The 23,946-nt window shown below is 62.9% G+C and carries 17 protein-coding genes; 13 read left to right on the top strand and 4 right to left on the bottom strand.

Features of this window, described 5'->3' with window-relative positions:
• Positions 1 to 29 precede the first annotated feature (29 nt).
• The 8 genes from D8Y22_RS06090 to D8Y22_RS06055 all read left to right on the top strand — a co-directional run bounded on the left by D8Y22_RS06090 (position 30) and on the right by D8Y22_RS06055 (position 13,016).
• On the top strand, positions 30 to 872 hold the full coding sequence (locus tag D8Y22_RS06090) for a QueT transporter family protein (RefSeq protein ID WP_217350861.1): 843 nt from the start codon (positions 30 to 32) through the stop codon (positions 870 to 872).
• Between the two features lie 80 nt (positions 873 to 952).
• The gene (locus D8Y22_RS06085; RefSeq protein ID WP_141463818.1) at positions 953 to 2,869 is read left to right on the top strand and encodes an ABC transporter ATP-binding protein; all 1,917 of its coding nucleotides are present in this window, start codon (positions 953 to 955) and stop codon (positions 2,867 to 2,869) included.
• Positions 2,866 to 3,651, top strand: a complete 786-nt coding sequence (locus tag D8Y22_RS06080; protein ID WP_141463817.1) for an energy-coupling factor transporter transmembrane component T family protein — start codon at positions 2,866 to 2,868, stop codon at positions 3,649 to 3,651. Before D8Y22_RS06085 ends, D8Y22_RS06080 begins: the two co-directional genes overlap by 4 nt.
• Positions 3,652 to 3,709: 58 nt before the next feature.
• Positions 3,710 to 4,657, top strand: coding sequence for a lipoyl synthase (lipA, locus tag D8Y22_RS06075; RefSeq protein ID WP_141463816.1), 948 nt, complete (start codon positions 3,710 to 3,712; stop codon positions 4,655 to 4,657).
• A gap of 331 nt (positions 4,658 to 4,988) precedes the next feature.
• Complete coding sequence (pdhA, locus tag D8Y22_RS06070) at positions 4,989 to 6,116, top strand: pyruvate dehydrogenase (acetyl-transferring) E1 component subunit alpha (RefSeq protein ID WP_141463815.1); 1,128 nt, start codon at positions 4,989 to 4,991, stop codon at positions 6,114 to 6,116.
• Positions 6,117 to 6,120: 4 nt separating this feature from the next.
• Entirely contained in the window at positions 6,121 to 7,131 is a 1,011-nt protein-coding gene (locus tag D8Y22_RS06065; protein WP_141463814.1) for an alpha-ketoacid dehydrogenase subunit beta, read from the top strand.
• 1 nt (position 7,132) lies between these two features.
• Positions 7,133 to 8,767, top strand: a complete 1,635-nt coding sequence (locus D8Y22_RS06060) for a 2-oxo acid dehydrogenase subunit E2 (protein WP_141463813.1) — start codon at positions 7,133 to 7,135, stop codon at positions 8,765 to 8,767.
• A gap of 169 nt (positions 8,768 to 8,936) precedes the next feature.
• Positions 8,937 to 13,016, top strand: coding sequence for a PAS domain S-box protein (locus D8Y22_RS06055; RefSeq protein WP_174811780.1), 4,080 nt, complete (start codon positions 8,937 to 8,939; stop codon positions 13,014 to 13,016).
• A gap of 16 nt (positions 13,017 to 13,032) precedes the next feature.
• Here the strand turns inward: D8Y22_RS06055 and D8Y22_RS06050 are convergent, their stop codons facing one another.
• Both D8Y22_RS06050 and D8Y22_RS06045 read right to left on the bottom strand, forming a co-directional pair.
• A complete protein-coding gene (locus D8Y22_RS06050) occupies positions 13,033 to 14,208 on the bottom strand; it encodes an MFS transporter (protein ID WP_141463811.1) in 1,176 nt (391 codons plus the stop codon).
• 103 nt (positions 14,209 to 14,311) lie between these two features.
• Positions 14,312 to 15,889, bottom strand: coding sequence for a DNA-directed DNA polymerase II small subunit (locus tag D8Y22_RS06045; protein ID WP_141463810.1), 1,578 nt, complete (start codon positions 15,887 to 15,889; stop codon positions 14,312 to 14,314).
• A gap of 135 nt (positions 15,890 to 16,024) precedes the next feature.
• On the opposite strand from D8Y22_RS06045, the gene D8Y22_RS06040 reads away from it, so the two are divergent.
• On the top strand, positions 16,025 to 16,834 hold the full coding sequence (locus tag D8Y22_RS06040; protein WP_141463889.1) for a S26 family signal peptidase: 810 nt from the start codon (positions 16,025 to 16,027) through the stop codon (positions 16,832 to 16,834).
• 143 nt (positions 16,835 to 16,977) lie between these two features.
• Positions 16,978 to 17,889 carry a S24/S26 family peptidase gene (locus tag D8Y22_RS06035; protein ID WP_141463809.1) on the top strand — a complete coding sequence of 304 codons (912 nt, stop codon included), beginning with the start codon at positions 16,978 to 16,980 and terminating at the stop codon, positions 17,887 to 17,889.
• Positions 17,890 to 17,922: 33 nt separating this feature from the next.
• Here the strand turns inward: D8Y22_RS06035 and D8Y22_RS06030 are convergent, their stop codons facing one another.
• Positions 17,923 to 18,375: a hypothetical protein gene (locus D8Y22_RS06030; protein WP_141463808.1), complete on the bottom strand. Its 453-nt coding sequence runs from the start codon at positions 18,373 to 18,375 to the stop codon at positions 17,923 to 17,925.
• A gap of 65 nt (positions 18,376 to 18,440) precedes the next feature.
• The gene (locus D8Y22_RS06025) at positions 18,441 to 20,204 is read right to left on the bottom strand and encodes a Cdc6/Cdc18 family protein (RefSeq protein WP_141463807.1); all 1,764 of its coding nucleotides are present in this window, start codon (positions 20,202 to 20,204) and stop codon (positions 18,441 to 18,443) included.
• Between the two features lie 1,329 nt (positions 20,205 to 21,533).
• Here D8Y22_RS06025 and D8Y22_RS06020 point away from each other — a divergent pair.
• From D8Y22_RS06020 to D8Y22_RS06010, 3 genes are read left to right on the top strand one after another with little or no spacing between them, the layout of a single operon-like run.
• Positions 21,534 to 22,172, top strand: coding sequence for an Era-like GTP-binding protein (locus D8Y22_RS06020; protein WP_141463806.1), 639 nt, complete (start codon positions 21,534 to 21,536; stop codon positions 22,170 to 22,172).
• Between the two features lie 5 nt (positions 22,173 to 22,177).
• Positions 22,178 to 22,579 (top strand): DUF2073 domain-containing protein, encoded by a 402-nt coding sequence (locus D8Y22_RS06015; protein ID WP_141463805.1) that lies wholly within the window; start codon positions 22,178 to 22,180, stop codon positions 22,577 to 22,579.
• Complete coding sequence (locus tag D8Y22_RS06010) at positions 22,579 to 23,679, top strand: OapC/ArvC family zinc-ribbon domain-containing protein (RefSeq protein ID WP_141463804.1); 1,101 nt, start codon at positions 22,579 to 22,581, stop codon at positions 23,677 to 23,679. The genes D8Y22_RS06015 and D8Y22_RS06010 overlap by 1 nt, the downstream gene beginning before the upstream one ends.
• Positions 23,680 to 23,946 lie beyond the last annotated feature (267 nt).

The raw sequence follows: 23,946 nt of genomic DNA, 5'->3' as shown, positions 1-23,946 counted from the left end.
TAAGTAGCAGTTCTGAGGGTTGTAAACCGATGAGAGAGCTACTCACGATGTGGCGTGACACGCGAATGATAATGCTCGTCGCAGTCGTCGCTGCGGTCTACGCTGCGCTGTTGATACCCTTCGCCGGGTTCGTGGTCGTTCCCGGCATTACGGCGGTTCGGCCGGGCAACGTGATTCCGGTGATCTTCGGCATCATGTTCGGACCGGCGGCGGCCTGGGGGTCGGCGATCGGAAACCTGATCAACGATATCTTCGCGGGGACGTTCGGCCCGGGAAGCCTGTTCGGGTTCATCGGCAACTTCTTCTTCGGCTTGCTCGGCTACAAACTGTGGGGCAACCTCGGTCCGCTCTCGAGCGGGGTGGAGCCCGATTTCCGCGAGAACACGATTCGACAACTGGTCGAGTTCGTCGCTATCGCGGCCGCGGCCTCGGCGGTCTGTGCGGCGATCATCGCCTGGGGGCTCGAAGTACTCGGGCTGTTCCCGTTCTCGGTACTCGGCACGGTGATCTTCGCGAACAACCTGATCGCGACGGTCGTCCTCGGTCCGCCGCTGCTGTACCTGACCTACCCGCGGATCAAAGAGATGGGACTGCTCTACCCCGACCTGCTTCACGACGAGGACGTGCCGGACGTCGGGCTGGGGCGAGCTAGAACAGCCGCACTCGGATTGCTGGCAGTGTCGATCATCTGGGTCACGGTCGGTATCGCGATTTCGCTCGGAGTCTACAACGTCGAATTCGGCGTCGCTCAAGGCGAAACCTTCGGTCAGGGCGGCGCGACGATCCAGATCGTCCTCGGCGCGATCGGGTTCCTGCTCGTGCTCGGGCTGACGGCGATTTCCGGCGAGCGACTCTCGCGACTGCTCGACTGATCGGGTGACGATTACCCCCGAATTTCCCGCGGGCCAATCCGGACTGTTTTAGTTCTAGAACCCGCGTGATACCAGATAGAATGGGCAGTGACTCGACGGGGGAACCGGCCGCGAAATTGCGAGATGTCGTCTTCGCGTACGATCGCGGGCTGGACCTTCCCGCTGCGGATTCGTTCGCAGACGACGAGGCGTACGACCCGGACGACCGCGGGGGCGCGGTACTCCGGGGCCTCGATCTGGATATCCCGGCCGGAAGCTTCACCGTAATAATGGGGGCCAGTGGCGGCGGGAAATCCACGCTCCTACGGACGTTCAACGCGATCATCCCAAGCTTCGTTACCGGCTCGTTCGCTGGCGATATCGAGGTTCTCGGGCGCGACGCAACGAGCGCCCGCGTCCCCGAGATGGCAGACGACGTCGGTATGGTGTTACAGGACTACGAATCCCAGCTGTTCGGAACGAGCGTGACGAGCGAGACGGTGTTCGGTCCCGAAAACCTCGCCGTTCCGATCGACGACATCGATCCCCGTGTCGAGCACGCGCTGTCGGTCGCCGGACTCTCCGATCTCGACCGACGCCGGCCGCCAGACGCGCTCTCGGGCGGCCAGAAACAACGCCTCGTCTTCGCTGGTGTGGTCGCAAACCACCCCGAACTGCTGTTGCTCGACGAACCGACCAGCGACCTCGATCCCGCGGGTAGCCACGATACCCTCGAGGTGATCCGTTCGCTCGCGGACGCCGATGGCTTCGACGCCCCGGAGGGCTGGAACGGGCCGGAGACGATCGTCACGATCACCCACGAGATCGAGGAGGCGCTGCTGGCCGACCACGCCGTCCTCTTGCGCGCCGGCCAGGTGTATCGTCAGGGGCCGATTCGCGAGGTGTTTACCGACGTCGAGGCGCTCCACAACGCGCGTGTCGCCGTTCCGCCGGTCGTCGACACCTTCGATCGCCTCGGCTGGTCGCGCGAAGACCTGCCGTTGTATCCCGACGAGGCCGTCGAGGCCGTGCTCGAGCGAGCCCTCGAGTGGACGCCGCCAGCACGCCGCGGCGACTCGCTACCCGGCGCACCCGCCGGCACCCGCCAGAAGACCGGCGATCCGGTGTTCGAACTCGAGGACATCGTCCACGAGTACGAGACCGACCGCGAGACGGTTCGGGCCGTCGACGGCGTCGATCTCACCGTCGAATCCGGCGAAGTCGTCGCCATCGTCGGCCACAACGGCAGCGGGAAGACGACGCTCGCGAAACACCTCAACGGCTTGCTCGAGCCCGATTCAGGGGAGGCACGCTGGCGCGGACGGGACGTCGCGGAGCGCTCGATGAGCGAGATCGGCCGAGCCGTCGGCTACGTCTTCCAGAACCCCGATCACCAGATCTTCGCCGACACCGTTCGCGACGAGGTCGCGTTCGGCCCCGAGAACTTCGGCATGACGGGCGACGAACTCGACCAGGCCGTCACCGAAGCGCTCGAGACGGTCGAACTCGACGGCCTCGAGGACGCCGACCCGTTCAACCTCTCGAAGGGACAGCGCCAGCGCGTGGCGCTGGCGTCGATCCTCGCGACCGATCCCGACGCGATCGTCTTCGACGAGCCGACGACCGGCCTCGACGCCACCCAGCGCGACCAATTTATGAATCTCGTGGCTCGCCTCAACCGAGAGACCAGCGTCACGATCGCGATGGTCACCCATAGCATGCACACCGTTGCCCAGTACGCGCCCCGGACGGTCGTGATGGACGACGGACAGAAGGCGTTCGACGGGCCGACTCGAGAACTGTTCGCCGACGAGTCGCTGCTCGAGCGCTGGAACCTCGAGCCGCCACAACCCATCGAGGTGTCGAATAGACTGGCCGCCGAAACCGGTCAGGACGACGCGCTGCCGGCGCTGTCGGTCGACGAACTGGTCGCTGGCCTCGAGACGGCTGGGTCGGACGCCGCATCCGGCGAGACCCATGCCGAGGCCGACGCCGCTACTGGGGGTGACCATTCGTGAGTTCCTCGCCGTCGCTGTACGCCGACCGTGACACGTTCATTCACCGGCTGAACGCACGCTCGAAACTGGCGCTTATCACGGGCCTGTTCGTCATGGCGTACTCGTTCACCGATCCGGTGTGGGTGTTCGTGCCGCTGGCGGCCTCGTTTCTCGCGCTCGTGGCCGTCGGCGGCTGGCCGAACTTCAAACGACTCTCTTTCATCGTCGTCGCGCTATTTCTCGTCGGCTTCGCCGTCTGGCCGGCGTTTACCCACTCCGGCGGTGCCGTCTTGCTCTCGACGCCGGTCGGGACGCTGACCGAGCGAGAGGTGCTGTTCGCCCTCGGTCGATCCGAACGGATCGCGGCGTTCATCATCGGCGGTCTACTGTTCGTGACGACGACATCGAACGAGGAGATCGTCGCGGGGATGCGGTCGCTCGGTATCCCCTTCGCGTTCTGTTTCGCCGTCGGCACCGCACTGCGGCTGTTTCCGACCTTCCTCGGGTCGGCCAACACGGTCCGACAGGCCCAGGCCGCTCGCGGACACGAGGTCGGCGGCAACAACCCGGTCACGCTGCTGCGAAGCTATATTCCGCTGTTGATCCCGGTGTTCATGACCGCGATTCGGAACGTCCAGACGCAGGCAATGGCACTCGAGGCCCGCGGGTTCGATACGCGTGGTGACCGGTCGTTCTACAACCGCCAGCCATTCCAGACTGTCGACTGGGCGGTCGTCGTCGTCGGTCTCGTGGCCGCCGTCGTCTCGGTCGCGCTCCGACTGCAAGGATTCGGCACGATCTAACGACCTGACGACTGCCGACAAGCGACGGTTTTTCACGCTCCCGCCCGTGACATCGCCTATGAGCAGCGCACGCAAACCCGACTGGCTGAAGATGCGGCCGCCGTCGGGTCGGGAGTTCGCCGACATTCGGGAGACACTGCGCGAGCGCGATCTCAACACTGTCTGCGAGGAGGCTAACTGTCCGAACCTCGGTGAATGTTGGTCCGGCGGGGCTGGAACCGGCAGCGGCGAAGGCGGGACGGCGACGTTCATGCTGATGGGCCATCGCTGTTCCCGGGCCTGTAACTTCTGTGACGTCGAAACCGGCGGGATGGAGCCGCTCGATCCCGACGAACCCGCGAACGTCGCCGACGCGATCGCCGAGATCGGACTGGACTACGTCGTCCTCACGAGCGTCGACCGCGACGATCTCCCCGACCAGGGTGCGGGCCACTTCGCCGAGACGATCCGCGAGATCAAGGATCGCCACCCCGGCATCCTCGTCGAGGTCCTCATCCCCGATTTTCAGGGTGAGGAACGTCTCGTTCGCAAAATTATCGACGCCGACCCCGACGTCATCGCCCACAACGTCGAGACCGTCGAGCGCCTGCAGTTTCCCGTCCGGGACCGCCGCGCCGGCTACGAACAGAGCCTGGGCGTGCTGGAGCAGGTCGACCGGGAATCGGATATCTACACCAAGACCTCGATCATGCTCGGCCACGGCGAGTACGACCACGAGGTCTACCAGACGTTGGCCGACTGTCGCGACCGCGGCGTCGACATCGTTACCCTCGGCCAGTATCTCCGGCCCTCGAGAGATCACCTCGAGGTACAACGGTACGACCACCCCGAGAAGTACGACACGTGGCGACGCGTCGCCGAGGAGGAACTGGACTTTCTGTACTGCGCCAGCGGCCCGATGGTCCGGTCGTCGTACAAGGCCGGCGAACTGTTCGTCGACGCCGTGCTCCGGGAGGGAAAGAGCGTCGAGCAGGCCCGGCAGGAGGCGCGGGCCGCATCGGACTGATACGGTTTACTGTAAGTCGTTACCGCCGAAACCGCGACCCGTCTGCGGTTTCGCCGGTAAATCGTTACAGCAATCCGTATGAGGCGACGCCTCGTCCCACATCGCATCGTACGGGTCGGAAACATCGATTCGCTCATCGCCGCGTGGCACGTCAGTACACCTCTCGACCGTCTCGACGACACTGTCTTCGCCCACATCTGTCCATAATTATCCACTGTTGTCCGGAATACGTGGCTCTGTGTGGTAAGAATCTCACCGATAGTAAGCTATTTAGGGAAAATCCTTTATCCTGAGCGATACATTGGTCGGGTATGTACTGGAGGGGTTCCCCGTGAGTACGTTACAGCGCGATCCGACGCGACGAGTACAGATCCTCGACGAGACGGGGCGGGTGCGCGAGGGTGCCGACGTGCCCGATCTCTCCGACGACGAACTCCTCGAGATCTACGAGCAGATGCGCCTGGCCCGCCACTTCGACGAACGCGCGGTGAGCCTGCAGCGCCAGGGACGAATGGGAACCTACCCCCCATTATCAGGACAGGAGGCCGCCCAGGTCGCCAGTGCCCACGCGATGGACACCGAGGACTGGGTGTTTCCCAGCTACCGCGAACACGCCGTCGGCCTGGTTCGCGGGATGGGCTTAGAGCGAACACTGCTGTACTGGATGGGCCACGAGCAAGGCAATGCGATTCCCAAGGACATCAACATGTTCTCGGTCGCGGTGCCGATCGCGACCCAGATTCCCCACGCGACGGGCGCGGCGTGGGCGTCGAAACTGAAGGGCGAGCGGAAGGCATTCGTCTGTTACTTCGGCGACGGCGCGACCTCGGAAGGCGACTTCCACGAGGGGCTGAACTTCGCCGGGGTCTTCGACACCCCGACGGTCTTCTTCTGTAACAACAACCAGTGGGCCATCTCGGTCCCGCGCGAGCGCCAGAGTGCGAGCGAGACGTTGGCCCAGAAAGCCGAAGCCTACGGCTTTGAGGGCGTCCAGGTTGACGGCATGGACCCGCTCGCGGTCTACAAGGTCACCCGCGAGGCCGTCGAGAAGGCCAAAGACCCCGACGATTTCGTGGACGACGCACCCGGCCGCGCCACCCGACCGACGCTGATCGAGGCGGTCCAGTACCGCTTTGGCGCCCATACGACGGCCGACGATCCCTCCGTCTACCGGGAGGACGACGAGGTCGAAAACTGGAAGGAAAAAGATCCGATCCCGCGCCTCGAAACCTACCTGCGCTCGCAAGGCATCCTCGACGACGAGCGCGTCGACGCGATCGAATCCAGCGTCGAAGCGGACGTCGCCGACGCCATCGAGGCCGTCGAGTCGGTTCGCCGGCCCGATCCCGAGGAAATCTTCGCTCACGTCTACGAGGGGATGCCCAAACGATTACGGCGCCAACTCGAGTATCTCGAATCGATTCGCGACGACCACGGCGACGACGAACTCCTGGAGTGATACCATGGCTACCGAAACGGAACCGCAGACCGACCGAGAGACCGAGAGCCTGACCCTGGTCCAGGCGGTTCAGGACGGGCTTCGAACCGAGATGGAACGCGACGAGGATGTCCTCGTCATGGGTGAAGACGTCGGCAAGAACGGCGGCGTCTTTCGCGCGACGGAAGGCCTTTACGATCAGTTCGGCGAGGAGAGAGTCATCGATACTCCACTCGCGGAGTCCGGAATCGTCGGCACGGCCATCGGCATGGCCGCCTACGGGCTGCGTCCCGTCGCCGAGATGCAGTTTATGGGCTTTATCTACCCCGCATTCGACCAGATCGTCTCCCACGCCGCACGCCTGCGAACGCGCTCTCGAGGACGATTTACGTGTCCACTGGTGGTCCGCGCACCCTACGGCGGCGGTATCCGCGCGCCCGAACACCACTCCGAGTCGACCGAGGCGATGTTCGTCCACCAGCCCGGCCTCAAGGTCGTCGTCCCCTCGACGCCCGCCGACACGAAGGGCTTGTTGACGAGTGCGATTCGAGACCCGGATCCCGTGCTCTTCCTCGAGCCGAAACTCATCTACCGGGCGTTTCGCGAGGACGTCCCGGTCGACTCCTACGAGGTCCCTCTCGGCGAGGCCGCCGTTCGCCGCGAGGGCAGCGACGTCTCCGTCTTCACGTGGGGCGCGATGACCCGGCCGACGCTCGAGGCCGCCGACAATCTCGCGGACGAGGTCGACGTCGAGGTGGTCGACCTGCGGACGCTCTCGCCGCTGGACGACGACACCATCCTCGACTCCTTCAAGAAGACCGGCCGCGCCGCGGTCGTCCACGAAGCCCCCAAGACGGGCGGGCTCGCGGGCGAAATCACCGCGACGATCCAGGAGGAGGCGCTGCTCTACCAGGAGGCACCGATCGAGCGCATCACCGGCTTCGACACGCCGTTCCCGCTGTACGCGCTCGAAGACTACTACCTGCCGGAAGCCGCCCGCATCGAGGACGGCATTCGGCGCGCTGCGGGGTTCTAGAATGGTTCGTGAGTTCGAACTGCCCGACGTCGGCGAGGGCGTCGCCGAGGGCGAACTGGTCTCGTGGCTCGTCGCTGAAGGCGACACCGTCGAAGAGGATCAGCCGATCGCCGAGATCGAGACCGACAAGGCGCTGGTCGACATCCCCTCGCCCGTCGACGGTACCGTCGAAACACTACACTATGACGAGGGCGACGTCATCCCCGTCGGGGAGGTGTTCGTTACCTTCTCGCTCAAGGGCGAGGCGCCCGCCGAAACCGGCGATATCGAAAACACCGACTCGAGCGAGGCGGCCGACCTGACCACAACCGAGGGCGAGAGCGAGTCAGCGGGTGATCCCGGCGCAACCGGCGCCGAGACCGAGACGATCGATACCCCCCAGGACCGCGTCTTCGCACCGCCGCGAGTCCGCAAACTGGCCCGCGAGGCGGGGATCGACCTCGCGACGCTCGAGGGCAGCGGCCCCGGCGGTCGGATCACGACGGCCGATGTCAGGGCTGCGACGGGCACCGACTCACAGACAACCGACTCGCAGCCGACTCACTCCGAATCCGCCGGGAGCGACACGGCTGCCACTGCGGGTAACGCGTCTGCCGACGCCGACGAGCCGGACGTCGCCGCGAGCGATCCGGCGACCTCGAGCGCCGATGCTGGTGCGTCGACCGCGCCGGCGGCAGGCGACCTCGAGTCGGCGGATCGCGAGCGGACGCTGGCCGCGCCGGCGACCCGACGACTCGCCGACGAGGCGGGGGTCGACATCGACGCCGTCCCCGCAGTCGACCACCGCGACGGCGAGGCGTTCGTCACGCCCGAGGCAGTCCAGGAGTACGCCGAGGCCCAACGCCGGGCCCAAGATGCGGATCGCGAGGCACTCGAGGCCGGGGACCCCGTCGGCGAGCGCGAGTACGCCGCGTTCGAACCCGGCGAGCGCGAGCGCCGCGAACCCTTCGGCGGCGTCCGCAAGCGAATCGCCGAGGCGATGGTCGAGTCGACGTACAGCGCCCCCCACGTCACCCACCACGACGAGGTCGACGTGACGGCGCTGGTCGAGACGCGAGACCGACTCGCCCCGCGTGCCGAGGACCGGGGCATTCGGCTGACCTACATGCCGTTCGTCACGAAAGCCGTCGTCGCGGCCTTACAGGAGTACCCCGAGATGAACGCGGTCATCGACGAGGACGCGGAGGAAATCGTCTACCGCGACTACTACAACATCGGCGTCGCGACCGCGACCGACGTCGGCCTGATGGTGCCGGTCCTCGAGGACGCCGACAAGAAGGGGTTGCTCCAGTTGGCCTCCGAGACGAACGAACTCGTCGAGAAAGCGCGCGATCGAACGATCGGCCCCGACGAGTTGCAGGGCTCGACGTTTACGATCACCAACGTCGGCGGCATCGGCGGCGAGTACGCGACGCCGATCCTGAACTACCCCGAATCGGGGATTCTCGCCATCGGCGAGATCAAGCGCAAACCCCGCGTCGTCACCGACGACGGCGCGGAATCGATCGAACCACGCTCCGTGCTGACGCTGTCGCTGTCGTTCGACCACCGGCTGATCGACGGCGCCGTCGGCGCGCGCTTTACGAACACCGTGATGGAGTACCTCGAGCATCCCGAGTTGCTGTTGCTCGATTGACTCCATCGTTTCGCTGCCAACGCGCCGACCAGGGACGCCGAACCGACCGAACACTCATTCTTGTCGGTCACATACAGCCGCTATGCCTTTCAGCCGAGGGTCGTCACACGATGACGGAGCGTCACCGGCACGAGACCCCCAGCTGGCGCTACCGTGGTATCGGTCCCGAATGTCCGGGATCAACGCTATCGTCGCCGGGTCACTGCTGTTCGTCGGGACGGTGCTTCTGGGGCTGTACATAGAGCAGGCTGTCGAATCGGTCGTCCTCGGGCTCGCAGTCGGTGGCAGCGCCGATCGATCGAACGCGATCGAACGTCTCGCAACCGACGTCCGAACCGTCGTCGATCGACTCGAGGGAACGACGCATCCGACGGAGATACGGACCGACGAAATCAACATCGAACTCGACCGAGACGACGAACTCGGCGAACTCTCGGCCGCAATCGACGACCTGACGAGTGCGTTCCATCGCTGCAGTCAGCGCATCGCGGAACACGAACAGTACCGAGACGCGCTGTATCGAATTACCGCCGAGACAAACGCGAGCACGGACGAGCAGATACGCCAGTTGCTCGAACTCGGCTGTGACCGACTCGAGATGGAAGCGGGGCTCGTCTCGCGAACCGACGAAGACGCCGATCGTTACGTCGTCGAGTACACCCACGGGACCGAGGTCGTCCCGGACGGAACGGAGACGAAACTTTCGGAGACGTTCTGTCGCGAGACGGTCGAATCCGACGGTCTCCGTGGGATTCACGACGCCGACGACGAGAGAGACACAGACGATCCCGCGGTCGAGTCGGGGGATATCAACAGCTATCTCGGGACGACCCTCGAGATCGGCGACGAGCGCTACGGGACGCTGTGTTTCCTCGACCGAACGCCACGCGAGGGGGAGTTTTCGACGGCCGATCGCACGTTCGTCGATCTGATGGCGAATTGGATCGGCCACGCGTTCGATCGCCAACGGTACGAACGTGAACTTCGACTCAAAGATCGAGCGCTCGAGGCAGCACCAGTCGGGGTGACGATCACCGATCCGGACCAGCCGGACAATCCGATCATCTACGCGAACGAGGCCTTCGAGGAGGTCACTGGCTACGACCGTGAAGACGCAATCGGACGAAACTGCCGATTCTTGCAGGGAGAACGGACGGATCCAGACCGCGTCGAGCAGCTACAGGAGGCGGTCGCGGACGGGAAGCCAACTGCCGTCGAGCTTCGTAACTACCGACCGGACGGCACCGAGTTCTGGAACCGAGTCCATCTCGCTCCGATCGAAGACGACGCGGGAACGGTGACGAATTTCGTCGGTTTTCAGGAAGATGTGACCGATCGCCGAATCCGCGAACAGCGGCTGCGAGAGACCAACGAGTGGCTCGACGCGATCATCGATGCCTCGCCGGCAGCACTCATCGCGGTCGATCTCGAGGATACCGTCCAACTGTGGAATCCCGCAGCCGAGCGCATCTTCGGGTGGGACGAGTCGGAAGTACGTGGCAACGAACTGCCGACGATCCCGGAGCCGGACGAGGAGTCACTCGACATCTTCCTCGATCGGCTTCGCGCCGGTGAGACGATCACCGGCGTCGAACTACAGCGTCGAACGAAAGACGGCTCACTACTCGACGTCCGCATCTCGAAAGCACCGATCCGGGACTCGAGTGGCGAGGTCGTCGGCGTGATGGGGGCGATCGAAGACGTTTCCGAGAGCAAGCGGTACGAACGCGAACTCGAGCGAACCCGGGCGCTGCTTGAGCAGTCCCAGCACCTCGCAAGCGTCGGCGCCTGGGAGCTCGACGTCCGCGAGGAGCCGTACGAACTCGAGGGAACCGACGAGGTCGCCAGAATACTGGGCTACCATCCGGAAACGTCGAGTTTTTCCCTCGAAGACTCACTCGAGTTGTATCACCCCGAGGATCGGGCGCGTCTCCGAACGGCCCTCGACCGCGCGATCGAGGAGGGCGAACCCTACGATCTCGAACTACGCCTGACCACCACGGACGGCCACAGACGTTGGGTGCGGGCGATCGGAGAGCCGATCGTCACGGGCGACGCGGTAGCAGCGTCGAACGAGGATCGCCTGCAGTCGACCGACGATGCGGTCGTCGCCGTCCGGGGCTCGATCCAGAACATTACCGACCGCAAGGAGCGCGAACGCGAACTCGAGCAGACCCAGGAACTTCTCGAGCGCGTCGAGCAACTGGCCGGCGTCGGCGGCTGGGAACTGGATCTGACCGAGGATCCGCCACAGCCGACCTGGACCGAAGAGCAGTATCGGATTCACGGACTGCCCCGTGACACGCCGCCCGACTTGAGCGCGGCCATCGAAAAGTATCACCCCGACGATCGCCCGCGCGTTCGCCAACGACTCCAGACCGCGATCGAGACCGAATCTATCTACGAGCTCGAGGCACGGATCGAACCGACACCGGAGGAACTGATCTGGGTCCGCGGCGTCGGCGAGCCCGTCTTCGAGGACGGCGAACTGGTCGCCTACCAGGGTGCGCTGCGGGACGTGACCGACCTGAAACACCGGGAGTTAGCACTCGAGTCGCTTCACGAAGCCGCGCGCGGGCTACTAGGCGTCGAAACCGTCGAAGCGGTCGCCGATCTGGTCATCGACACCGCGACCGATCTCTTCGACGACGCTGGCGTTGCACTCTATCGGCTCGACGACGACGTCAACCAGCTCGTCCCGGTCGGCCACAGCGACGCGTTCGATCGACTCACACACGAGGCGCCAACAACCCCACTTGCCAGCGACGGCTCGGTCCTCTGGAATGCCTTCGTCACGGGCGCACAGACCGTCGTCGACGATCCCGCTGCTGGCGATCAAACACAGCTCTTCGAAGACGACGTCGAGAGTGCCGTCGTCGTCCCGATCGGCAACCACGGAGTGGTCACGGTCGCCGCCGAGTCCGACGCTATCGACGCCGAAACCCGCCAGCTCGTCGAGACGCTGGCGGCGACGACCGAAGCCGCTCTCGACCGACTCGAGCACGAGTCGCGATTGCGCGAACGCGACGCCGAACTCGAGGCCCAGAATCAGCGCCTTCGACGGCAGATGTCGGTCACCGAGATCATCAGACGAATCAACGGCTCGCTCGTCGGCGCGACGAGCCGCGCCGAGATCGATTCGACCGTCCCCGAGCGTCTCGTCGAGGCGACGGGGATCGGCTTCGCCTGGATCGGCACCGTCGATTCGAGCGAATCGACCCTCGAGCCCCAGAGCTGGGCCGGGACAAACGGCGAGTACCTCGATAGCGTTTCGCTTGCGACGGAGACGTCGGTCGAACCCGCGTGTCGGACCGCACGAACCGAGCAGACGACCGTCGTCGAGAACGTCGTCGACGATATCCGTGGCGAGTCCTGGCGGCGAAAAGCGCTCGATGCGGGCTTCCAGTCGGTGATCAGCATTCCGCTGACGTTAGCGGAGTACTCGTACGGCGTACTGACCGTCTACGCGACCGAACCCGACGCGTTTGCCGAGCTCGAGCGGGAGGTATTCGGCGAACTCGGCGAGACGATCGCGAACGCGATCAACGTGACGCGTACCCGGGAAGCCCTCCACTCGGCCGTACAGATCGAACTCACCCTCGCGATGACGGAGTCGAACGATATCCTGTCACAGATCGCGACGAAAACGGGCGGACGCATCGAGTACGACGGCATCGGAACACACTCGAGCGAGGACACGCTCCTGTTCTTCGAAACCCACGACGTGGACCCGCAAGCGGTGACGGCCATCCTCGAAGAACTCGTGGTCGTCTCGGCCTACCGGCTGCTGAGCGAGGACGAGGACCGCTGTCGGTTCGAGGCGCTCGTCAGCGGCGAAGTGCTCGCGTCGCAACTGATCCGCCACGGCGCCAGTCCGCGATCGATCGTCGGCGACGACGAGGAGACGATCGTAACCGTCGACGTTACGACCGGGACCGACGTTCGCGCCTTCATCGATGCCCTCGCGGACACACACCGCGACGTTGAACTCCGCAGCCGCCGCCACGTCGAACGTTCCATGCACACGAGACGCGAACTCATCTCCTCGCTGTTCGAGGAACTGACTGACCGTCAGCTCGAGGTACTCAGGACGGCCTTCTACGCCGGCTTCTTCGAGTGGCCCCGCGAGAGCACCGGTCAGGAGATCGCCGACCGCCTCGACGTGTCCCAACCAACTGTCAACCGCCATCTGCGGATCGGCCAACGGCGACTGCTGGCACAGTTGTTCGGCGACGCCGTCAGCTCCTGACCACCCTGGATTGATGTCAGTAGCCGAGCTCGAGGGCGCCGTTGATGACGACGGCGACGGCGACCAGCGACAGGAGACAGACGAGGACGCCAAACGAGACGGCCCAGCCGAAGGCGTCGGCGAAGAGCCCGACGGCGAACGATCCGAGCGAGCCGACCACCAGGTACACCGTTCTGACGAGGCCGAAGCCGGCACTGCGTTCACGGTCGCCCAACTCGTCCATGAATCGTGGCTCGACCGCGGAGGCCCAGCCCAGTCCCGTCCCGACCAGCACGATCGCAGCGACGACGGCGAGGGCCCCAGGGACGGCGACGAACAGAACGAGCCCGAGGACGGTCGTCACCATACAGCCGACGATGACGCTGTCTCGGCCGTAGGAATCCGACAGCGAGCCGAGGACCGGTTTGGTCACCGCCTGAACGACGAAGTACGACGAGAAGACGACGCCCGCAAGCGTCGCCGACTGTCCCCGATACTCGACGAGAAACGTCGGGAGGAAGGAGGCGGTTCCTTGCCAGACGAACGCACAGATCGCGGCGATGCCGACGGTAAACGTTATCGGCGGCGTCGAGAGGAGATCGACCAAGGGCGCGAACTCGAGACGGTCGGAAACCGGCTGGTCCGGCCGCTGTGGATCGGTTCGACGAGTTCGAAGCGCAAAGAGGACGAAGATGGGGGCGGCGATCGCCGCGCCGATAGCGATGCCGGCGCGCCAGCCGTATCGGGTGCCGACCCACGCGGCCGCGACCGGCGCGAACAAGCCCGCGGCCGGTGAGCCGATCGTGTGAATGCCGACTGCCATCCCCATCTGGTCGTCGAACGTTCGCGTAAGCAGTGAGGTCGCGACGCTGTAGTGCAAGCCGGCGACCGCGCCGAGGACGATGACACTGACGACGAAGACGGGAAAAACCGGTGCGAGCGCGAGGACGAAACTCATGACGGCAGTGCCGCCGACGGCGACGAGAATGATCAGCCGTTCGCCGTACCGATCGCCAAGCAGGCCGCTCGGAAACTGCGTCAGCGCGTACGCCAGCCACATCCCCGTCAATGCGACGCCGATCGCCGTGTTCGTGATCGTAAACGAGTCGGTGATCGCGGGCACGAGCGGACTGATGACCAGCCGCGCCACCATCGTCCCGAAAAATGCGAAGGTACAGAGGACGAGTAGCGTGTACCGGTAGTTCCACTGCATTCGATCTCGAGCCAGGGGTTGGCTGAGTCTCACGCCAGTCCGTGAAAATCGTTGAGGTCACGGAACCCGTCGCCGGAACCGGGGGATCCGACCGTCGGACGCCCTAACTGAACTTCTGGACGGTCACCTCGAGCGTATCGAGGTCGACGATGGGTGCGAAGCCGGCGTCGGGGTCGATGTTGACGCTTTGCTGGAAATCGGTCTGGGCCTGCCAGCAGCCGGAGTTGATCGCGAGCACGTCGTGGTACTTGCCGAAGCCGAGTTTGTGGACGTGGCCGGTGTGAAAGATGTCGGGAACGTCGTCGATGGTGAGGTAATCCTTCTCCTCGGGAGCGAGACGGGTGTGGCCACCGAACTGGGGAGCGACGTGGCGCTTTTTCAACAGCTGGTACATCGCCTTGTGGGGTTCGTCGTAGTTGGCCTTCTCCTCGGGGAGTTCGGCGATGACCTCGTCCAGGGAGACGCCATGATACATCAACACGGAAACCCCCTCGAGCGTCACCAGCGACGGGTTGCTGACGATCCGCGAATCGTGGGCCGACATGATATCGCGCAGTTGCTCGTCGAATCCCGGTTGTGGCTCGGCGAGACGAACCGCGTCGTGGTTGCCGGGGATCATGACGATCTCGATATCGCCGGGAACGCGTTTGAGACGCGCGTTGAACGCCTCGTACTGATCGTAGATGTCGACGATGTCCAGTTCCTCGTCCTGATTCGGGTAGACGCCGACCCCTTCGACCATGTCGCCGGCGATCAAGAGATACTCGACGTGTTCGGCGGCCTCGGTGTGGAGCCAGTCGGCAAAGGCGTTCCAGGCCTCGGCCATGAACTCCTGGCTCCCGACGTGGATGTCGCTGATCAGCGCCGCCTGGACGTGTCGATCGGCCGTCGACGGCTCGTGCGTGCGCGGAATATCCGGAAAGTGCATCGAATCGACGAACGCGATCCCCGAATCGTCCGCGAGCGTCCCCTCCATCGCCAGCACCTCGTCACAGAGCAACTGCTCGACCAGATCCGCGTACTCCCGATCTTTCATCACGAGCCACGGGAACGTTCCCGTCGCGTCCTCGAGTTCGATCAGCCAATGGCCGCTCGCGGTCGATCGGATATCGTTGACCAGCCCGACCATCCCCGCCTCCGAACCGCCGGGCATCGACTGGATCGCCGTCGCCGGCCGATGGTTGACTCGTCCACGAAGCGTCGCTCCCAGTCGCTCGAGCCGATCCCGAAACACCGAGACGAAATCCTCGTACTCGCCCGTTCCCGTACTCGCACCCGTCATGTCGTTGGCGATCTCCAGCGATCGCAACGCGGGATCGGCCGAGCGATTTCCACTGCCAGCCGCCGGGGTTGGCCCACCGGCGGACCCCCCTGTTTCAACTGGAGATCGGGTCGTCGATCCACGACCCGTCCCGCCGGCCGTTCCAGTCGAAACGGAGGGGTCTTCGGTGGCGGAAGCCGTCTCCGACGCCGAAGACCGTGGCGGTGAGTCCCGAGAGAGCGCCGATTCGACGTGTTCGGTCCGAACGACGAGCGTTTCCTCCGCAAGGTCCTCGAGCACGCGCTCGAGTGCCCGGTCGGGGTCGTCGCTCGAGGCCAGTTGCGTGACGGCCTCGCGTTCGGCGTTGTAGCCGCGGCTTACCAGTTCGCTAACGATTCGAGCGGGGGCCTCGAGTGGCACATCACTCCATTCGCGGGTAAGAAAAAAAGGATAGCGATACCGCTGATAGACGGGAAACCGATATCCGCCGACGAACACCGAGCAAACGGGTCAAAACCGTAGCGATAATGTCGCTGTTCGGTGAACGACGCTGTAATGGACGGTGGCGACCGCGACGACCGAACCGACTCCCGCGACGGTGACGGACGTTCTGCGTCGGCGCCGCCGGTCGATGCTACTGGCCCTCGTCGACGCTCGAAACCCGACGAGCCGTCGGTCACGATCGAGGACGACGGTATCGTCCGCTGGCTGGTCCTGACCGACAATGGATCGGTCGCACTCGTTCGCGACGTAGTGACGATACTCGTCCTTGTTGGGGTCGTCGGTGGCCTGTTGTTCGCGATCAGCGGCACCTGGCCGCCGCTCGTGGCGGTCGAGAGTCCCAGCATGGAGCCAAACGTCGGCGAAGGTGACCTCGTCTTCGTCGTCGACGACGATCGGTTCGTCGGCGACGATCCCGCGGGTGACACCGGCGTCGTTCCACTCGAAAACGGGGCGGGCGGAACCCACGAGACGTTCGGCCAGCCCGGCGACGTCGTGATCTTCGAGCCCAACGGTGATCCGACGGAGACGCCGATTATCCACCGAGCTCACTACTGGGTCGAAGAGGGCGAAAACTGGGTCGACACGAAAGCCGACGCGGATACCCTCGCTGGAAATAGTTGCAGCGATCTGGCAACCTGTCCGGCACCACACGACGGCTTCATCACGAAAGGCGACAACAACCCGAACTACGACCAGATCCAGGGCAGCGGCGCCGAGACGACCGTCGTCGACCCCGACTGGATCGTCGGCAAGGGCTCGATCCGGGTGCCGTGGCTCGGTAACGTCCGACTGGCGTTCGAATCGTTATTCGCCACGAGTACACCGACGGTCGATTCGGCTCCACTCGATACGGCGTCGTGATGAACGTCGTTACGCCGAAACCACCAGCAGTCTCCAGTTTCGTCGGGATATCGTTACGGCAGATTCGCCCACGTCAGAGACGCTGTCTCACGGCCGTGGGGCGAGGGGAAAGTTGATTGGTGCCCCCAGCAAAAGCCGGGACAATGAGCGGTCCCGATCCCGGCGACCACGAAGCGGATGACGAAACTGGCGACGGTCATCCCACCTCCAGCGACGAGTCCGACGAGATGATGCCATCCTCGAGCGATGATCGCGCGTCCGCCGGCCCAACAGCGGCGGAGTCCGACGACAATACCAGCGCCGACCGGCCGGCCGTCACCATCGAGGACGACGGCGTCGTCCGCTGGTTTCTTCGCAGCGAGGACGGCTCCGTCGTCTTCGTTCGCGACATCGTAAGCAGCGTCGCGATCGTGGCCGCGATCGGACTCCTCCTGTTTGCCGTCAGTGGCGTCTGGCCGCCGCTGGTCGCCGTCGAAAGTGGCAGTATGGAACCCAACATGGAACGCGGTGACCTCATCTTCGTCGTCGACGACGACCGCTTCGTCGGTGATGGCCCCGTCGACGCCACCGGCGTCGTGACGGCCGACAACGGCCTCGAGAGCGGCCACGACACGTTCGGCCAACCCGGGGACGTAGTCATCTTCAGACCCGACGGCAGCCAGTATCGAACGCCCGTCATACACCGCGCGCACTTCTGGGTCGACGAGGGCGAAAACTGGGTCGACACGAAAGCCGACGAGGAGATCATCGGCGATGCGACCTGTGACGACGTCCAGACGTGTCCGGCCTCTCGTGACGGCTTCGTCACCAAAGGCGACGCCAACAGCGGCTACGATCAGCACCAGGGCGGGGCCCAGACCGACGTGGTCGATCCCGATTGGATCACCGGCAAAGCACAGTTCCGCATCCCGTGGCTCGGTCACATCAGGCTCCTCTTCGACAGTCTGTTCGGCGGGATGCTCGCGCCGACGCCCGCACCGACCGACATCTCGGCAGTGACGACCGGACTCGAGGCCCCCATTTCGGCTGGAGACGAAATCGTCCCAGTATCCTGATCGGCTTCGTCGATTTTCAGCAGCTCCTGTTCACTATTCCATACCGTCGGTCTCGACCTCGACGAGCAGTTCGTCGCCGTTGTAGAGCAACTGCTCCGTCGGATCGACGGGATCGTCGTTGTGGAAAAACGAAATGTGAATTTCCGAATGATTCGTGTCGTAGGTCGTTCCGTCGTAGGTGAGCACGTGTTCGCCCTCGTCGGTGGCGTATTCGAAGTGGGGAATCAAATCGATCGCCTCGGCAAACGTGACTCGTTTCTCACCTTCCATATACCAGAACTCGTCGAACTCGTGAAAGTGAAAGTCGATCGAGTATTCCTCGGCGTGTTCGGACTGAAATCGGTCCGCCTCGAGGTCGACCGGTTCGTCGTCGATGACGATCTCGATCCGTCCCCGCTCCATCTCGTCGATTTCGCTGTCGTCGGAGAGACAGCCCGCAAGCGAGACGACGGCCCCGGTACCGAGAAGGACCTGGCGGCGGTACATACCTGTGGAAAGTAACTCCCCCGTTATGATTCCCTCGTCGATTCCCGGCCGACAGTCCAGTGGATTTAGTTCTCGAAGCGCGCCTGCACGAACGGCTGGACATCGTCGATGTCGGAGAGTCGCGAATCCGAGAGCAACACGGCCTCGGTCTCGTCGATCGGCACCGAGAGGCTGATCTCTTTGGTGCGGCCATATCGTCCCTTCGAGACGACGACGGCGTTGACGATGCCGAGCATGTCGAGTTCGCTGATGAGATCGGTGACCCGACGCTGGGTAAGAACGTCGGCGTCGATCTCCTCACAGAGACGTTTGTAGATATTGTACACCTCGCCCGTATTGATGCTGTGGACGCCGTTTTTCTCGAGGAGAATGATCGCAAAGAGGACGAGCTTACTCTGGGTCGGCAGCGTCCGAACGACCTCGACGACGCGATCGAGTTCGATCTTGTCCTGGGCCTGGCGAACGTGGTCCTCGTCGATCGTCTCAGCCTGGGATCGCTCGGCAAGTTCGCCAGCGGTCCGGAGCAGATCCAGCGCGCGGCGGGCGTCGCCGTGTTCCTGTGCGGCAAAGGCCGCACACAGCGGGATCACGTCCTCGGAGAGCGCACCGCCTTTGAACGCCACGTCCGATCGGTGTTCCAGAATATCGCGAAGCTGGTTGGCGTCGTAGGGCGGGAAAACGATCTCCTCCTCGCCAAGCGAGGACTTGACCCGCGGATCGAGAAAGTCCGTGAACTTGAGATCGTTCGAAATGCCGATGATCGACACGCGAGAGTTCTCGAGTTCGGAGTTCATCCGCGAGAGATTGTAGAGCGTATCGTCCCCGCTTTTCTCGACGAGTTTGTCGATCTCGTCTAACATGATGACGACGACTCGCTCGTCGTAATCGACGGCGTCGAAGAAGACGCTGTAGACTCGATCGGTTGGCCAACCGGTCATCGGCACGTCCTCGAAGGACTCTTTGTCCGCTGCGAGCTGTTCGATCCGTTCGACGACATCGGCTCTGGAGTCGAACGGCGTCGACTCGAGCGGGTGCGCTACTGTAGACTCATCGGGGGAGGGCTGGTCCCCAGTCGCCTCGTCCGTGGACAGGCCGTCCGTCGAACCGGAATCAGACGGCGTGGCGTTACCCGTATCGTCGCCCTCGGCCGACCCTGCCGTTTCGACTGGGCGACCAGTATCGGCGGCTGAGTCGTCCGTTTTCCCGTCGGTTTGGTTTCGACTCGAAACCGAGGATACCGAGCCCGAACCTTCGGCAGGCGTCGTCGAATCCGTGTTCGATCCCGCTGGACCGGCATCGACATCGGCACCGGCGGCATCGACCTGCTCGAGCAGCGTCTCGAGTGAGTCGATTTTGTCGTCGATACGGGCTTTGTTTTTTTCGATGAACTTGTTCGCCAGTTGCGCGAGCACGCGATACTGAGTGTCGGTGACTTCGCAGTTGATGTATTCGACGTCGCAGGGGACGCTATATTTCTGTGACGTACTCTCGAGTTCTTTGCTGACGAACTTCGCACTCGCGGTCTTGCCGGTCCCCGTCTTCCCGTATATCAGGATATTCGAGGGGGTTTCACCGCGAAGGGCGGCGACGAGAATCGTCGCCATCTTGTTGATCTGATCGTTTCGGTGGGGAAGTTCGTGTGGCGTATACGACGGTCGCAAGACCTCCTTGTTCTCGAAGATCGGTTCACCGCTGAGAAGATCGTCGAACAAGCCCTGGTTCGACGATTCCTCGCCAAGGTCGGTTCCCTCGAGGTCCGTCGAGAAGCCACTCGTACCGTCGATATCGAGATCGTCGGTCGGCGGCGTGTTTAGATCGTCGTCAGACATTCGTCGTACGCGTACCCCCTCATTTCGAGTGGAGATCCGGTACCGGAGCGGAAGATTTCACGGGCAAGACCGCCTCTGGAAGATCATCGGCGAATATATCGACCCGGGTCGGATCCAGTTGATGCAAACGAACCAGAGGAACACCGTGATATTAAATTCTTCCCTTCAGTTCGCGATCGAACCCGCTGGATCGATTGCCGTTTGGCAGGTTGTGACTCGATCGAGTACCCGTGCATTTTCCTATATTTCGATGATATATCGACGAGGTCAATAATACTAGACGGGTCGTCGCAGGAGTACAAGATCGTCGCAGGAGTACAGTCACGATTACAGTAGTACCACGTTTGGCGACGATTCGACGGATAGGGACGAAAGAGTTCGGGGCCCCAACAGGTGGACTGTCGTCAGGTCGAGACGCGGTGACAACCAACTCGAGGAACGAACGTCACAGTGTGGACAGTGTGGAAGTCGACGACTGAACGGTGAACTCGAGAGGGAGGGGTGGAGGGAGGTGGGTGAGGAGATATCCTGAGTGGAGAGTGGAGTGTGAGGGTGAGTGAGTTGTTCTCAGTCGAACGATCCGCCCACCTGCCCCCCACCCCTTCGTTTCGTGTGGAACGTTCCGAACCCACCCCCCACCGTGAAGGATCTGAGAAGGGGAGGTTTTATATTGGTAGTGCAGAAACAGTATCCGCAAACCAAGTGAGTTAGATTAATTGCTAGTAGTTTCAATATTATTACTAGAGCTTACTAGATTTACCGCTCAGGAACCGGTTCGTTATTAGGAGGATCGAGACAGCCACATTCTCTACAGAGAAGCTCTAACTCTACAGTCTATTGGGTCAGCACTTGAGTTCGAATGAAAACAGCCGCATATCCCAGCACCTCTCGAACCCACTGTTGGCTGGTTCCACACGAAACGAAGGGGTGGGGGTGGTGCTGAACGGCTACTAAGTCATTATATCACACATTGAGTTCGTGGCTCCTCTGTGCAGGTGTGCGTTAGGAGGGATACTCCTAGTATGGCTCCAGATCACACGACGGCTGTCCGATCAGTGTGTGCATCGTTGCAGTTGGTACTATGCCCTCGTTTCCACTCGAGGTGCCACTCCGGTGACGTGACAGGGACGAGGGTGCCCACACTCCGATGACTGCGTGCCGAACCGAGCTCTTGGTCGTTCGTTTCCGACGCGGCGTCGAATCGGACGGTCGAATCGATCGCATCGTTTCGTGCGAACATATACGAAAAACAACACCAGTAACGTAGGCTTAAGTGAATTCAGTGCGGTAGTACGCGCAGACACACCCCGTGTGCTGGAGGCCCTACAAATGGGACTGTTCACAGAACTCAAAGATAGTATCTCTCGGGCAACCGATCGGTTGTTCTCCGATCAGGATCCCAAACGAATCGGTATCTACGGACCCCCGAACGCCGGAAAGACAACGCTTGCAAATCGAATCGCACGAGACTGGACTGGCGATGCGATCGGAACGGAGAGTCACGTTCCACACGAAACGCGACGCGCGCGCAGGAAAGAAAACGTCGAGATCGAACGCAACGGCAAGTCGGTGACGATCGACATCGTCGACACGCCCGGTGTGACGACGAAAGTCGATTACGAGGAATTTACCGGCGAGATGGACGAAGAAGATGCAATCCGTCGTTCCCGGGAAGCGACCGAAGGCGTCGCCGAAGCGATGCACTGGCTTCGCGAAGACGTCGACGGTGTCATCTACGTGCTCGATAGCGCGGAAGATCCGATTACCCAGGTCAATACGATGTTGATCGGTATCATCGAATCTCGCGACCTCCCCGTCTTGATCTTTGCGAACAAGATCGACCTCGACGACGCGAGCGTCAAACGGATCGAGGACGCGTTCCCCCAACACAAGACCGTCCCGTTGTCGGCTAAGGAGGGCGACAACATGGACGAAGTGTACGACAACATCGCACAGTATTTTGGGTGATATCGATGCCTAAAGCAACGAATACGGACGACCCGGAGGGGCCTGATGGGGTCCAGATCGACCTGATCAGCGGCGAACGGATGGCGGAGATGGCCACGATGGAAAAAATCCGGATGATTCTAGATGGCGTCCACGACGGCAACATCGTCATCTTAGAGGAAGGGCTGACGCCGGACGAAGAGAGCCGCCTCATCGAGACGACGATGGCCGAGATCAATCCCGACGGCTTCAACGGCATCGAGATCGAGACCTATCCGAAATCGGAAGCCGGGGACTCCTCGCTGCTCGGTCGCATCATGGGGACCAACGACGCGGAGGCGAAACTGACCGTGATCGGACCGGCCAACCAAATCGAGACGCTTCACAAGGACGAAACGCTCATCAGCGCGCTCGTGTCCCGAAACTAATGCCACACGAATGTACGAACTGCGGCCGGACGTTTCCCGACGGCTCCAAGGAGATGCTGTCGGGCTGTCCGGACTGTGGTGGGAACAAGTTTCAGTTTACGCCCTCGAGATCGACATCGCAGGATCCAGCGGAGGGATCGGAGTCCCAGGGCGGGGGTGACACAGCCCCAGTAGCGTCGGCTGCAGACGCTCCCGACGAGGACCCTGCTGGCGACGAGACCTCGGGCTGGGATTCCGAGAGCGGATTCACGAAAGCGACCGAGACCGTTCGAAACTGGGTAACGTCCGACGACGGTCGCGACGGCGAGCGGGCGACCGCTGCCGATAGCGGAACCGCTCTCGGAGAGGCGGGGACTGCGTCCGCCGATACCGACCCAACCTCTGCCGATACCGACCCAATCTCTGCCGATACCGACACGACCTCTGCCGATACCGACCCGACCTCTGCCGACACTGAAACCGCTCCCGAGGGCCTCGAGACGGCCGGTGCCAACGCCGATGCAGAATCCGCTTCCGCCTGGCCCGCGAGTGAGACCGGCGAGGGCGGTGGATCGACGGATGAGCCATCCGAGTTTGGGGAGTGGCCAGACACTGCTCGCCGGCCCGAAGACAGATCGTCAGCGCCGGACCAACCGTCGGATCGATCGAGCGGCGACGATGCGAGCAATCGCTCGAGTGGTGCCAGTGGACGCGATCAACTTGATTCGTCGGCCGAAAGCGCTCCGTCGAAACCGCCGATTACCGAGACCGAGGATTCGGCACAGGCCGATGCCAGGGGTGGTGTCGTTTCGAACGACGACATCCCGGCCGGTACCGTCGAGGGGACGACGGGCACCGATCAGCCGGCTGTCGACGACGAGCAGGCGCCGGACCACGGTCGCGTAGTGAGCGAACCGTCCGGTGATCAGCCATCGATCGAAGAACTCCGTGCGGAGCTCAACGAACAGTTCGAGAGCATCAAAATCGTCAATCCCGGACAGTACGAACTCAACCTCATGGAGTTGTACAACCGCGAGGAATACATCATTTCGCTCCAGGAAGACGGACGCTACGTCATCGACGTCCCCGACTCCTGGCGTGACGGTGATACCGAGGAGTGATCGGCCGTCGATTCCGCTGTCGGCTACCATCCAGTTTGGTAACCAAACTCCGTTTTGGCCGACATGGCCTTCGCTTCACTTCCAGTTTCCTACCGCGTCTCTCGGTTCCTTTCCTGTTTGAGGGCCTCTTTGTCCTCAATTCGGCATCACCGCCGTTGTTTCCAGTCGAAATGAGGGGGGTTCGCTATGGATCGTTCGTCGGCGATCGATTACGGCTTAGAGACGACTGACGACCCAAGACAGACAGATGGATTTATGGAATGCGGG

Origin of the sequence: Salinadaptatus halalkaliphilus (genome assembly GCF_006543045.1) — an archaeon.
GTDB classification, from domain to species: domain Archaea; phylum Halobacteriota; class Halobacteria; order Halobacteriales; family Natrialbaceae; genus Salinadaptatus; species Salinadaptatus halalkaliphilus.
This window is presented reverse-complemented; position numbering and strand designations above follow the sequence as displayed.

Excerpts from the sequence above, each read along its gene's own strand:
- D8Y22_RS06090 (WP_217350861.1), top strand. The coding sequence starts at position 30 with ATGAGAGAGCTACTCACGATGTGGCGTGACACGCGAATGATAATGCTC.
- D8Y22_RS06085 (WP_141463818.1), top strand. The coding sequence starts at position 953 with ATGGGCAGTGACTCGACGGGGGAACCGGCCGCGAAATTGCGAGATGTC.
- lipA (WP_141463816.1), top strand. The coding sequence starts at position 3,710 with ATGAGCAGCGCACGCAAACCCGACTGGCTGAAGATGCGGCCGCCGTCG.
- D8Y22_RS06065 (WP_141463814.1), top strand. The coding sequence starts at position 6,121 with ATGGCTACCGAAACGGAACCGCAGACCGACCGAGAGACCGAGAGCCTG.
- D8Y22_RS06060 (WP_141463813.1), top strand. The coding sequence starts at position 7,133 with ATGGTTCGTGAGTTCGAACTGCCCGACGTCGGCGAGGGCGTCGCCGAG.
- D8Y22_RS06055 (WP_174811780.1), top strand. The coding sequence starts at position 8,937 with ATGTCCGGGATCAACGCTATCGTCGCCGGGTCACTGCTGTTCGTCGGG.
- D8Y22_RS06050 (WP_141463811.1), bottom strand. The coding sequence starts at position 14,208 with ATGCAGTGGAACTACCGGTACACGCTACTCGTCCTCTGTACCTTCGCA.
- D8Y22_RS06040 (WP_141463889.1), top strand. The coding sequence starts at position 16,025 with ATGGACGGTGGCGACCGCGACGACCGAACCGACTCCCGCGACGGTGAC.
- D8Y22_RS06035 (WP_141463809.1), top strand. The coding sequence starts at position 16,978 with ATGAGCGGTCCCGATCCCGGCGACCACGAAGCGGATGACGAAACTGGC.
- D8Y22_RS06030 (WP_141463808.1), bottom strand. The coding sequence starts at position 18,375 with ATGTACCGCCGCCAGGTCCTTCTCGGTACCGGGGCCGTCGTCTCGCTT.
- D8Y22_RS06025 (WP_141463807.1), bottom strand. The coding sequence starts at position 20,204 with ATGTCTGACGACGATCTAAACACGCCGCCGACCGACGATCTCGATATC.
- D8Y22_RS06020 (WP_141463806.1), top strand. The coding sequence starts at position 21,534 with ATGGGACTGTTCACAGAACTCAAAGATAGTATCTCTCGGGCAACCGAT.
- D8Y22_RS06015 (WP_141463805.1), top strand. The coding sequence starts at position 22,178 with ATGCCTAAAGCAACGAATACGGACGACCCGGAGGGGCCTGATGGGGTC.
- D8Y22_RS06010 (WP_141463804.1), top strand. The coding sequence starts at position 22,579 with ATGCCACACGAATGTACGAACTGCGGCCGGACGTTTCCCGACGGCTCC.